General features: G+C 70.8%; 11 protein-coding genes. 6 read left to right on the top strand and 5 right to left on the bottom strand.

What is annotated here, in order from left to right; genetic code table 11:
* Nucleotides 1-261 precede the first annotated feature (261 nt).
* A complete protein-coding gene (locus K340_RS0117430; protein ID WP_029137646.1) occupies nucleotides 262-4080 on the top strand; it encodes a S8 family peptidase in 3819 nt (1272 codons plus the stop codon).
* On the opposite strand, the gene K340_RS31065 is transcribed toward K340_RS0117430, so the two are convergent.
* On the bottom strand, nucleotides 4040-4732 hold the full coding sequence (locus K340_RS31065) for a GNAT family N-acetyltransferase (RefSeq protein ID WP_051266689.1): 693 nt from the start codon (nucleotides 4730-4732) through the stop codon (nucleotides 4040-4042). The two genes, K340_RS0117430 and K340_RS31065, sit on opposite strands and share 41 nt — an antisense overlap.
* A gap of 185 nt (nucleotides 4733-4917) precedes the next feature.
* Between K340_RS31065 and K340_RS0117440 the strand changes: the two genes are divergently transcribed.
* Both K340_RS0117440 and K340_RS0117445 read left to right on the top strand, forming a co-directional pair.
* Entirely contained in the window at nucleotides 4918-5886 is a 969-nt protein-coding gene (locus K340_RS0117440) for an asparaginase (RefSeq protein ID WP_029137647.1), read from the top strand.
* An 80-nt stretch (nucleotides 5887-5966) separates the two neighbouring features.
* Nucleotides 5967-6197, top strand: coding sequence for a DUF3073 domain-containing protein (locus tag K340_RS0117445; protein ID WP_029137648.1), 231 nt, complete (start codon nucleotides 5967-5969; stop codon nucleotides 6195-6197).
* Between the two features lie 279 nt (nucleotides 6198-6476).
* On the opposite strand, the gene purM is transcribed toward K340_RS0117445, so the two are convergent.
* Complete coding sequence (gene purM, locus K340_RS0117450) at nucleotides 6477-7559, bottom strand: phosphoribosylformylglycinamidine cyclo-ligase (RefSeq protein ID WP_029137649.1); 1083 nt, start codon at nucleotides 7557-7559, stop codon at nucleotides 6477-6479.
* Nucleotides 7556-9142 carry an amidophosphoribosyltransferase gene (gene purF, locus K340_RS31070; RefSeq protein ID WP_084614610.1) on the bottom strand — a complete coding sequence of 529 codons (1587 nt, stop codon included), beginning with the start codon at nucleotides 9140-9142 and terminating at the stop codon, nucleotides 7556-7558. Before purF ends, purM begins: the two co-directional genes overlap by 4 nt.
* 140 nt (nucleotides 9143-9282) lie before the next feature.
* Between purF and K340_RS0117460 the strand changes: the two genes are divergently transcribed.
* Nucleotides 9283-9720, top strand: a complete 438-nt coding sequence (locus K340_RS0117460) for a hypothetical protein (protein WP_029137650.1) — start codon at nucleotides 9283-9285, stop codon at nucleotides 9718-9720.
* A 70-nt stretch (nucleotides 9721-9790) separates the two neighbouring features.
* Here the strand turns inward: K340_RS0117460 and K340_RS31075 are convergent, their stop codons facing one another.
* Entirely contained in the window at nucleotides 9791-10153 is a 363-nt protein-coding gene (locus K340_RS31075) for a sterol carrier family protein (protein WP_029137651.1), read from the bottom strand.
* Nucleotides 10154-10191: 38 nt separating this feature from the next.
* Here K340_RS31075 and K340_RS31080 point away from each other — a divergent pair, with 38 nt between their 5' ends.
* Complete coding sequence (locus tag K340_RS31080) at nucleotides 10192-10851, top strand: alpha/beta hydrolase (RefSeq protein WP_051266691.1); 660 nt, start codon at nucleotides 10192-10194, stop codon at nucleotides 10849-10851.
* Between the two features lie 56 nt (nucleotides 10852-10907).
* A complete protein-coding gene (locus K340_RS0117475) occupies nucleotides 10908-11381 on the top strand; it encodes a UbiA prenyltransferase family protein (RefSeq protein ID WP_211229507.1) in 474 nt (157 codons plus the stop codon).
* On the opposite strand, the gene K340_RS31085 is transcribed toward K340_RS0117475, so the two are convergent.
* Entirely contained in the window at nucleotides 11358-12194 is an 837-nt protein-coding gene (locus tag K340_RS31085; RefSeq protein WP_211229508.1) for a copper homeostasis protein CutC, read from the bottom strand. The genes K340_RS0117475 and K340_RS31085 overlap by 24 nt on opposite strands.
* Between the last annotated feature and the right edge of the window lie 2 nt (nucleotides 12195-12196).

Here is a 12196-nt window from a genome sequence, read left to right on the forward strand (position 1 = left end):
GGGGTCGGCACTCAGCCCCTTGGCAATGTCATAAATGGTCAAGTGTCAGCAAAATGCCATCCTTTGGCACTTTCGAAGAAAATGCGCGGCACCTATTGCGATGCAGACAATTCGCATGGTTGGGTTCGAGTCTCGAATCCATGAGAGGGGATGCTTGCCGCTCGGGTACGCCACGTATCCGTCGCGTTTGCCAGCTCCCCTCCGGAGCGATGGTCAGGTCCCGCCGGGACGGCAACCAACGCTCCCCACCGAGGGGTTTGCGTGAACATCAGAACTGCACGTGCCGGCATCGTCGTTGGCATTGCCTCCATTTCCCTTCTCCTGAACGGACTCTCAACCGGCGCCGCCGCGGCCGGACCGAGCCCGGCAGTCGCCGAAGTGCAGCCGTTCGCCGCCGCCCCGGCGGCCAGCACGGATCCGGGAGTCACCCTGATCACCGGCGACCGGGTCCAGCTGGTGAACGGCGCGGATGGTAAACCCACCATCTCCTTCCAGCCGGCATCGAGAGCCGATGGCAGGCCCGTCAACTATACGAGTTTCGGCAATGACGGTCACCTCTATGTCATTCCCTCCGATGTCGCACCGCTGGTTCCCGACAAGCTCGACCTGAACCTGTTCGACGTCCTGGCGCTGGAGAAATCCGCGCGGGACAAGACGAACGACGGCACGCCGGTGATCGTGCAGACCGCTGCACCCGCGTCCGCACGGGTCGCGACTCCGAACTGGACCGCACTCGGCGTCGATCCCGAACGAACACTCGAATCGATCTCGGCCGTCGCCGGCGAGGTCTCGGCCGACGACGGCGCACCCGCGCTCGTCGACGCCGTTGAGAACGCCCCGACCGTGAAAAAGGTGTGGTTGGACGCGCCGATCCACGTGCTGGACGCCGACTCGATGCCGCAGATCGGCGCTCCCGCCGCATGGGCGGCCGGACAGGACGGCACCGGAGCGACCGTCGCCGTCCTCGACTCGGGCATCGACACCTCGCATCCCGACCTCGATGACGGGGTGGTGACCCTGCAGCGCGACTTCACCGGAAGCGGCAGCACCAACGACGAGTTGGGTCACGGCACCCACGTCGCCTCGATCATCGCCGGCACCGGTGAGGCGTCCGACGGGGCGAACCGGGGCGTCGCCCCCGGCGCGCACCTGCTGAACGGCAGGGTGCTGAACGCGGCCGGCGAGGGCGACACCTCGTGGGTGATCGACGCCATGGAGTGGGCCGCGGCCAACGGGGCCGACGTCATCAACCTGAGCCTCGGTGAGAAGGGGAACTACACCGACGGCTCCGACCCGGCAGCGATGGCGGTCGACTCCATCTCGCAGCGGTACGACACGCTGGTGGTGATCGCGGCCGGGAACGAGGGCAACAACGGGACGTCCGGCACCGTCACCACGCCGGGCACCGCGACCACCGCCCTGACCGTCGGAGCGGTGACCGACAGCGACTCCATCGCGTACTTCTCATCGGTCGGTCCGCGATTCGGGGACGACGCGATCAAGCCCGACATCGTCGCGCCCGGCGACGGGATCGTGGCCGCGCGCGCCGCCGGGACGAACATCGGAGATCCCGTCGACGATCTCTACACCAGCATGTCCGGCACGTCGATGGCGACGCCGCACGTCGCCGGGGCCGCCGCCATCCTGCGGGCCGCGCGCCCGGACCTGAGCGCCCAGGCACTCAAGTCGGTGCTGATGGCCTCGGCACAGCCGACCGGGAATCCGGTCTACTCCGAGGGTGCTGGGCGGCTGTGGATCCCGGGTGCACTCGGCCAGGACGTCTACCCGACGCCGGCATCGCTGTCGTTCGGGGTCTTCTCCTCGCCGCGCGCCACCGAGCAGCCGCGCACCCAGACGGTGACCTATACGAACACCTCCGATGCCGAGTACACGCTCCAGCTGAGCGTCACGGCGACCTCGGCCGACGGGACGGCGGCGCCGACCGGTCTGGTCAGCTTGTCGACCGACACGGTGACCGTGCCCGGACACGGCACGGCGACGGTGGACGTCGTGGTGGATCCGCAGGCCGCCGACCCGAACCGGTTCACCGGCGCGCTCACCGCCGCGAGGGCCGGATTCGCCCCCGTCAGAACCGTTCTCACCTTCCGCACCGAGCCCGACATGCACACCCTGCGGCTCGAGGCGACCCAGCACTCGGGTGCGCCGGCCGCGCCGGGCAGCTCCGGAATGGTGTACGGCATCGACGACCCCAGCATCAATCAATGGTTCGGCTTCACCGACGGCGTTGCCGAGGTCCGGCTGCCAGCGGGTCGCTATGCCGTGATGGGACAGCTGCTCAACGTCACCTCCCCGACCGCGCGGTTCCTGGACGGCTTCACCTCCTATACCCGCGACGTCACGTTGGACGGGGACAAGACCCTGGTCCTCAACGGCCGCCAGGGCATTCCGGTCGACGTCAGGACGGAGAAGGAATCCAAGGAACACAACGTCGACGAGGGGCTCATCCGGACTCTCCCGAACCGCCAGTACCCCGTTCAGACCTACGTCACGACGGGCATCGGCGGTCCGGAAGGCGGGCTCGACCTCGATCTGTACGTGCTCCCGGCCGACGGTGCGCTGGCCGGCGAGGTCAAGGTCAGTACGCGCTACATGATGTTCCAGCCGCTGCTGGACGTCTCGGCGGTCGGCCGCGGACGGCCGATCGATGTGTCCCGCGAGCTGAACTACGGCGTGCTCTCTCCCACCTATGTCGGGGCGCTGTCGGCCCCGCTGGTGGACGGCGGCACCGGCACTCCCGCGGAGTTGGCCGCGGCCGGCGCGAAGGGCGCCGTCGTGCTGGTCGAGGATCACGGCGACCCCACCCTGGACGCCCAGGCGCAGGCGGCGAAGGACGCCGGCGCGAAGGCGGTGATCGTCTACGGCGCCGGCCCCGGCCCCTTCTACGAGTCCGTGGAGTTCCAGCGGTTCCTGTTCATGACCGAAAAGCCGCTGCCGACACTGACCCTCTCCCGCGACATCGGGCTGAAGCTGATCGCGCTGGCCGGCAAGGGCGGCGCCCGGCTGAAGGGAACGGGCATCGCGACGCCGTCCTACCAATACGCTCTCGGGTACCTCGAGGACCACATCCCGAAAAGCCTCACCTACCAGGCGAACTCCCGGACGACGGCGAGGTCCGAGGTCGAGGTCAAGGCGTTCGCGCCGAACACCCCGATGTCGGAGATGGTCATCATGCAGGGCGGCGGGAACTACACCGGATTCAGCTTCGACGTCGACGCGCCGCTTGCCACGCGTGAGGTCTACTACTCCACCGACCGGGACATCACCTTCGAGCGGTCGATCCAGCCGATGACGAAAACCGCCTGGCCGTCCCGGTTCACCAGCGCTCCGAACACCTACCGGCCGCGGCAGCTGGTGAAGGAAACCATGGTCGGTCAGGTTCACCACGGCGGGCTGCTGCCCGCGCCCGACGGGCCGGAGACCTCCTCGGTGTACCGCGACGGAGACTTCCTGGCGATCAACCTGCCCTACCGGGTGGACGGCGCCGGGAACGCGCAGGAATGGGGACCCGACGAGGGCACGACGGGACGGTTCCAGTTCTGGATGGACGACCAGCAGCTGGTCGACAGCGAGGGCGCCAACGCCAGTGGCACGCTGCTCCCGGAGACCCATGCATATCGCATGCGGCTCGAATCGCACCGTGATGTCGACTGGTGGCCGCTGTCGACCGGTGTCACGACCGAGTGGGGCTTCCGGTCCGCGACCACCGCCGAGCCGACCATCCTCCCGTTGCTGCAGCTGGACTACGGGGTCAAGGGCCTTGACGAACTGAACACCGGCGCACGCTCGACCCGGCTCGATCTCCGGGTCTCCCACCAGGACGGCTCGGCCGGAGGCAGCATCAGGGGCCTGAAGCTGTGGTCGTCCGCGGATGCCGGCGCGACCTGGAAGCCGGTGCACGTCGCCGCCGGACGGAAGGCGGGCGAGTACTCGGCGACCGTGGCCGCTCCGCCGGGAGCGACCTCGCTCTCGCTGCGGTCGGAGGCCTGGGACAGCGCCGGGTCGACCTTCAAGGAGACGGTCATCGATGCGTGGGCGGTCGACAGTTCGCACCATCACTGACCGCGGGTTTCGGACGGAACAGCTGCACCGATGCGACCGGGCGGAACCCGGAGCGCACCAGCACCCGGAGGCTGGCCGCGTTCCCCGGGGCAACCGCGGCCAACACCACCGACTCCCGCGGGATCACGGTGAGCGCGTCGGCGACCAGCCGGGTACCGGCTCCGCTGCCCCGAACCCCGGGATCCAGTTCGAAGCCGATCTCGGTGAGGCCGGCGATCCCGGTGGACACCGCCACCAGTGACCGGGATCCGGGATCCGGGTAGCCCCACACCCGCACGCCGTCGCGAACTGCCCGGGAGAACGTCACCCTGGGGTGGTCGGCGAGGTCGGGCCTGGGCACCAGCCGCGGCGGGCCGCCGGCGCCGCGGCGCACCAGCAGCCCGTCCAGGCTGTCGATCCAGCCGTCCGGGCCGGCGAGTTCGCTGATCACCCGCGGGTCGTGGGCGCCGCCGACACCGTCGAACCCGAGCTGTTCGAGCCTGCCGGCATCGAACCGGTCGGCCACCAGTACCGCGTGGCCGGTGAAGGCGACGATCGCCTGCAGGCCCGGTCGCCACTGCGGCAGCCGGTGCCAGCCGCCGTCGGCGGCCGGGAACCGGCCGGCCTCGGCAGCGACCAGCAACTCCGCCAGCGGGTGGGTCGCAGAAGTCATCCGCCCAGTCTGCCGAACCCACCGACGCCGGGAGCCGGGCGGTCGATACCGCGGTGACGGCCGGCTGCCCGATGCTGGACAATCGGGCGGGCCGGCGCCGGCCGAGCAGACTCTGGCCGGCACCGCCGGCAATTCCGGCCGGCCGCGTCCGGCGTACGTCCCGTCTGTCATCCGAGGAGATCTGCATGTCCACCGAGCACTACGTCGAACTCGTCCGAGTGGTCCGCAGCGGATTCGACGAGTGCTCGCACTTCGGCGCGATGGTGATCACCGGGTCTGACGGGGCCGTCCGGTACGCATTGGGCGATCCGGAGCAACCGATCTTCCCGCGCTCGTCGAACAAGCCGTTCCAGGCCATCGCCATGCTGGAGGCCGGCGCCGCGCTGGCCGGGCCGGATCTGGCGCTGGCCGCCGCCTCGCATTCCGGTGAACCCATGCACGTCGAGCGGGCCAGGGCCATTCTCGCCGCCGCCGGGCTCACCGAGGACGACCTGCGCTGCCCGCCGGACCTGCCGGGCGACGAAACCGCGCGGAACGCCGTCATCCGGGCCGGCGAACCGCCCCGGCGGATCTACATGAACTGCTCGGGCAAGCACTCCGGCATGCTCACCGCCTGCGTGGCGGGCGGCTGGGACACCCGCAGCTACCTCGACCCGGCGCACCCGTACCAACAGCTGGTGTCGGCGGCGGTGACCAGGATCACCGGCGAGCTGCCGGCAGCGGTCGGCGTCGACGGGTGTGGCGCACCGCTGCTCGGCACCAGCCTGACCGGCCTGGCCCGCGGCTTCGGCCGGCTGACCACCGCCGAGGAGGGCACCCCGGACCGGGCGGTGGCCGACGCCATGCGGGCACACCCGGAGCTGGTGGCCGGGACCGGCCGGGACGACACGCTGGTGATGTCTGCGCACCCCGGCGTGCTGATGAAGGGCGGCGCCGAGGGGGTGCACGTGGCGGCGCTGCCCGACGGGTCAGCGGTGGCGGTGAAGATCTCCGACGGGGCTGCCCGCGCGCGGATGCCGGTGCTGGTGGCAGGATTGCGGGCACTGGGCCTGGATTCGGACATGTTGACCGAACTGGCGGCCCCGCCCGTACTGGGCGGCGGACTCGCCGTGGGCAGGGTGACCCTCGCCCCCGGTGTTGCACCGACACTGTAAGCTTTGAGGCACGAACAACTACTGATTCCGGGGCCGCCCGTAGCCGGCCGCCCCGCTTCTCACGTGCAAGGGGGTCCGCCATGGGGCGAGGCCGTCAAAAGGCGAAGCAGACCAAGGTCGCTCGGGAACTGAAGTACAGCTCCTCGGCGATCGACGTCACCGCCCTCCAGCGAGAGCTTTCCAGCGCTCCGGTGAGTCCGCCCACTCCCACCAAGGTGGTGGAGGAAGATCCGTACGCCGATCCGTACAGCGGATACGACGAAGAGGACGACGACGGCAACGCCGGGCGTTACGCCTCGGCCGGTTATTGATCGACCTGCCACCGTCGTCGCAGGGCGCTGACCGGCGTTCCCCGCATTCCCGGCCCGGCCGGTGGATGTGAGCTGCCCGGCGTCAGCCCCGATCCGTCGGACGCACCGGGCGAACCCACCGCACCCGATGATGCCCGGCCACCGCTGAGCAGACCAGCGGACGACGCGGCGCTGGTCCGCACGCTCGGTGATCAGTACTGCCCGGTATTCCGGTACGGCCCGGTGCTCAAGTACCGGTCGGTGCTCCAGTACCGGTCGGTACTCAGAACCGCCCGGTGCTCAGAACCGGGGGTGTTCGCCGGTCAGCACCGCACGCGGTGCGTCCACCGCGCTGACCTCGACGGCGCCGAGCACCCACGCGGGCACGTGCCGCGCGGTGAGCATGGCCAGCGCCCGGTCGACATCGTCGGGCGGCAGCACAGCGACCATCCCGACGCCCATGTTGAAGGCCTTCTCCATCTCGGAGCGCTCGATCCGGCCGCGGCCACCGATGTAGTTGAACACCGGTAGCGGTGTCCACGAACGGCGATCCAGCGCCGCGGTCAGGCCACCGGGGATCACCCTGGCCAGGTTGCCGACCAGTCCACCGCCGGTGATGTGCGCGATCGCGTGCACGTCGGTCTCCCTGGCCAGTGCCAGGCAGTCAAGGGCATAGATCCGGCAGGGCTCCAACAGCTCCTCGCCGAGGGTCCTGCCGAACTCCTCGACGTGCCCGTCCAACGGCAGCCGGGCGACGTCGAGCAGCACGTGCCGGATCATCGAGTAGCCGTTGGAGTGCACGCCGGAGCTGCCCATCCCGATCACCACGTCGCCGGGCCGCACCCGATCGGGGCCGATGATGTTGTCGGCCTCCACCACCCCGACAGCGGTGGACGCCAGGTCGTAGTCGTCCGGAGCCATCAGGCCGGGGTGTTCAGCGGTCTCGCCGCCGACCAGCGCGCAGCCGGCCCGCACGCAGCCCTCGGCGATGCCGGAGACGATGGTCGAGATCTTCTCCGGATCGATCTTCCCGCAGGCGATGTAGTCCTGCAGGAACAGCGGCTCGGCGCCGCAGGCCACCAGGTCGTCGACCACCATCGCCACCAGATCGATGCCGATGGTGTCGTGCTTGCCCATCGCCTGGGCGATCGCCGACTTGGTGCCGACCCCGTCCGACGACGACGCCAGGATCGGATCCCGGTACTTGTCCACCGGCAGCCGGAACAGCGAGGCGAACCCGCCGAGGCCGTCCAGCACCTCCGGCCGACGGGTCTTCGCCGCCCACGGCTTGATCTTCTCGACGGCGTCCTCGCCGGCCTGGATCGACACCCCGGATCCGGCATAGGTGGCGCCGGAGCCGAAGGAGGTGCGTGGTTCGGTCATGACCTGCCTGCCTGGGTGGAGTAGTCGAGCTGCGGAGCCGTCGAGCTGTCTGTCCCGGCCGTGCCCGGTGGCGCACCCAGCTCGACCCGGTCCTGCTCGACCCGGTCCTGCTCGACCCGGTCCTGCTCGACCCCGCGGGCGATGTCCTCCAGCACGTGCTTGCCGATCTGCTCCGGGATGGCGATCGGGTACTCGCCGCTGAAACACGCGGTGCACAACCGGTTCCGCGGCTGCTCGGTGGCCGACACCAGCGCATCCAGCGACACGTAGCCGAGGGTGTCGGCGCCCAGCGACTGCCGGACGCCCTCCACCTCGCTGGAACTGGCGATCAGCTCGATCCTGGTGCCGAAGTCGATCCCGTAGAAGCACGGCCACTTGACCGGCGGCGAGGCGATCCGCACGTGTACCTCGAGCGCCCCGGCCTCCCGCAGCATCCTGACCAGCGCCCGCTGGGTGTTGCCGCGGACGATCGAGTCGTCCACCACCACCAGCCGTTTGCCGCGGATCACCTCGCGCAACGGGTTCAGCTTGAGCCGGATGCCGAGCTGCCGGATGGTCTGCGACGGCTGGATGAAGGTCCGCCCGACATAGGAGTTCTTCACCAGACCCTGGCCGTAGGGGATGCCGGACTCCTCGGCATAGCCGATGGCCGCCGGGGTGCCGGACTCCGGAGTGGGGATGACGAGATCCGCCTCGACGGCGTGCTCGCGGGCCAGTCGACGGCCGATCTCCACCCTGGTGGCGTAGATGCCGCGGCCGGCGATGGTGGTGTCCGGACGGGCCAGATAGACGTACTCGAAGACGCAGCCCTTCGGGTCCGAGGGCGCGAATCGTTGGCTGCGCAGTCCGTCGGCGTCGATGGCCAGCAGCTCACCCGGCTCGACCTCGCGGACGAACGAGGCGCCGACGATGTCCAGCGCCGCGGTCTCGGAGGCGACCACCCAGCCGCGCTCCAGCCGGCCAAGCACCAGCGGGTGCACGCCCTGCGGATCGCGGGCCGCGTACAGCGTGTGCTCGTCGCAGAACACCAGGCTGAACGCGCCGGACAGCCTGGGCAGCAACGACATCGCCGCCGATTCGAGGCTCTGGTCGACGCATTCGGCGGCCAGCAGGCGGCTGATGATGTCGGAATCGGTGGTCGAGTTCGGCCGGTCGGCCCGGTGCGGCAGCACATCGACCTGTCTGGCCAGCTCAGCGGTGTTCACCAGGTTGCCGTTGTGGCCCATGGCGATGCCGGAGCCGACCGGGGTGACGGCGAAGGTCGGCGAGGCATTCTCCCAGGTCACCGAGCCGGTGGTGGAGTAACGGCAGTGGCCGACCGCGATGTGCCCGCGCAGCGACCCGAGAGTCTGCTCGTCGAACACCTGCGAGACAAGGCCGAGGTCCTTGAAGACCACGATCGCGCTGCCGTCGGCGACCGCAATGCCGGCCGCTTCCTGACCACGGTGTTGCAACGCGTACAGGCCGTAGTAGGTGAGCTTGGCCACCTCCTCGCCGGGTGCCCAGACACCGAAGACGCCGCACTCCTCGCGGGGCTCGTTCTCGGGTACGTCCGGCTGGCGCTCGTCCTGCGGGGCTGACATCGGGCCCACCGAGGGGTGAACCGGGCTGATGGCCACGAGAGGCTGCTCCTTACGCGGGGTGGGTGTTCAAGGCCGCGTGTACCCACTCTACCGGTCCCACCGGCCTGGACCGCGGCGCCAACTCGGGGAACAGTAGGACCGTGATCACCATCGAGCTGGCCAGGCGGCTCTTGGCCGGCGGGCTGGTCTGGGAGCCGTCCCCCGGCGACCGGTTCGTGGTGCCCGACCGCGGGATGGACGACGAGGTCTTCGTGGTGAGCCAGATGACCGTCGAGGTGCACGACCGGCCGGAGGGCCGGCTGATCGGATTCAACGGCACCACCGAGTGGGCGCTCGACTCGTTGGCGCTGACCGATGTGCTCTGGCTGCCGTGGGAAGGTCGGCTGCGGGAGGAACTCGGCGACCGGTTCGGCGGGCTGTACCCCGACGGCGACGACTGGGTGGTGACGGTGCTGCCGGCCCTGAAGACGCTCGGACCCAAGGGAGTGGCCGGCGAGGGCCACATCGCGACCGAGCATCGTCATCCCGACGCCGAGTGCGCCTACGCGCTGGCCGTCCTCGAGGTGCTGGACTTCTGACCAGCCGGCCGCTCCCGCAGCGACCGACCTGGACCGTTCCGCGCACGGCAGGTCCCAGCGCAATTGTCGGTCAGACCCGCAGCGGCAAGAACTCGGCCAGGTCGGCGCGGGTGCCGCTGGCCCTGACCCGGCCGGCGGCCATGGCATCGGCGAAGCCGAGCCGGCCGCTGACCAGCTCCAGCCAGGTGTCGGCGTCGGTCTCCACCACGTTGGGCGGAGTGCCGCGGGTGTGCCGGGGGCCCTCGATCGCCTGCACCGCGGCGTACGGCGGCACCCGGATCTCCACCGATCGGCCCGGATTGCGCTGGGCCAGCCAGTGCAGGGTCACCCGGACGGTCGCCTTGAGCTCGGCGGCGGCCATGGCGTCGGCCGGTCGCGCCGCGTTCCGCACCGCTGTCTCGGCTTCCTCGGGGGTCACGGGGCGGCGCGGCATGCCTCCAGGATCCCACGCCGGCCCGGCAGACTGGTCCGATGACGGCCACCCAGCGCTCCGCCGACGGCGCTCGGCTGCGTCGGCTCGCCGGGCCTGCCGACCCGGACCGCATCGTGCTGTTGCTGCACGGTGGTGACGAGGGGATCAACCGCCGGCGGGTCCCGCTGCTGTGGCCGCCGGCGCTGCGGATGGCGCTGTTCGCGCCGACGCTGCTGCGGGCGGACTCCCGCCGTGCGGTGTATCTGCTGTGGAACGCGCAGCAGGGCTGGGATGACGGCGGTCCCCCGGTGCGCGATGCCCGTTGGGCGCTGGCGCAACTGCGCGACCGCTGTCCGGGGCGGCCGATCGTGCTGGTCGGGCATTCGATGGGCGGCCGGGTAGGCGCCAGGGTGCTGGCCGAGACCGGGGTCGCCGGGATGGTCGGGTTGGCGGCCTGGCTCCCGGCCGGCGAGACCGCGTCGCCTCCGGTCGGCCGGCGGGTGATGCTGGTGCACGGGGCCGCCGACCGGACGGTGCCGGCCGCCGACGGCGCCCGGTGGGCCCGGCGGGCGGCCACCGGCCCCCCGGACGCCGTGCCGTTCCTGCGCCTGACGGACGGCGAACACACCATGCTCCGGGGGTGGGCGTCGTGGCACCGGCTCGCCGCTCGCGGGGTGGGATGGGTCGCCGCCGGCGCTTCGACACCGGGGCCGGAGTGACCGGCCCCGATTGTGGACAACCGGACGGCCGGACGGCGCGCGCCCTAGTCTCGTCGATGATGGCGAATGCATCGCAGGAACCGACCGATCCGCTGCCCACCGGTCACTGGTGGACGGAGCAGGAACCTGCGCCGCTCCCCCAACCGTCGGTCGTGCCGCCGGAGCCGGAACTTACGCTCGGTGAGGTGTGGCGGGCCCACCAACGACGTCGGGCCCTGCTGAGCCCGTTCCCACACGTCGCGTCGGATCCCTACCCGGCCCGGCTGGCGTTCGCCGTGGCGGTGCTGGCCGCCGGGGTGTTCGCCTGGTTCGTCGGGATGAAGGCCGCGGTGGACGGGTCGCCTTGGTGGCTGGCCGTGCTGCTGGCACCGATGACGATCGGTGTCGTCCTGCTGCTGCTGAGCCGGCGGGTCGAGGGCGACACGCTCCGCCCGGCGCTGAGATACACCGGCCGGGGCCTGCTGTGGAGCAGCCTGATCGTGGGTCTGATCAGCTTCGGCGGGTGGTCATTTCTCCGGGCGGCGCTCTGACCCCGCGCCCTCACCGTCGGCGGCGCCCGCGGGACCACCGACCGCGGCGATGATCGCCCGCACCGTGTCCGGGTCGGTGACGAGACGGGTGTACGGGTCAGCGTCCTCGCTGCCCATCGTGACCGCCGGGTTGCGGTGCCGCATGGCCGACGGCACCCGGGCGCGTCCGGAGAAATGCACCTGGCTGACGCCGGTCGCCCGCACGAGCTCGGCGACGTTGTCGCCTCGGATCCCGCCGCCGGCCAGGATGCCGATCGCTGGGCCGCCGTCGGACGGGCCGGAACGCCGCACCAGCTCGGCCAGCAGGGCCGCGCCGGCGCCGGCGGTGGCCGCCTGACCGCTGGTCAGGATTCGGTCGAACCCGTTACGGCGCACCGTTTCCAGCGCGACGAACGGATCGAGCGCCACGTCGAAGGCCCGGTGGAAGGTGAGTGCCACCGGTATCGACGCGCGGCGGCCGGCGGCCCGGGCGGCGGCAACCAGCCTGGCCAGCACATCGTCGTCGACCGAGCCGTCGACCCGCAGGGCACCGACGACCACCCCGTGCGCGCCGGCCGCCACCGCCGCCGCGATATCCCTTTCCATGCACCGGATTTCGTCGATCTGGTAGTGGAAGTCGCCGGGCCGCGGCCGGATCAGCACCTGTACCTGCAGGCCGGAGCCGGCGGACGCCTGCACCGCCTGCTCGATCAGGCCCATCGACGGCGTCAGCCCGCCGACCTCCAGAGCCGAGCACAACTCGACCCGATCCGCGCCGGCGGCGGCCGCCACCCGCACTCCGCTCGCGGAGTCCACACACACCTCGGTCTGCACGC

This window comes from Nakamurella lactea DSM 19367, assembly GCF_000426645.1.
In the GTDB taxonomy this organism is placed as follows: domain Bacteria; phylum Actinomycetota; class Actinomycetes; order Mycobacteriales; family Nakamurellaceae; genus Nakamurella; species Nakamurella lactea.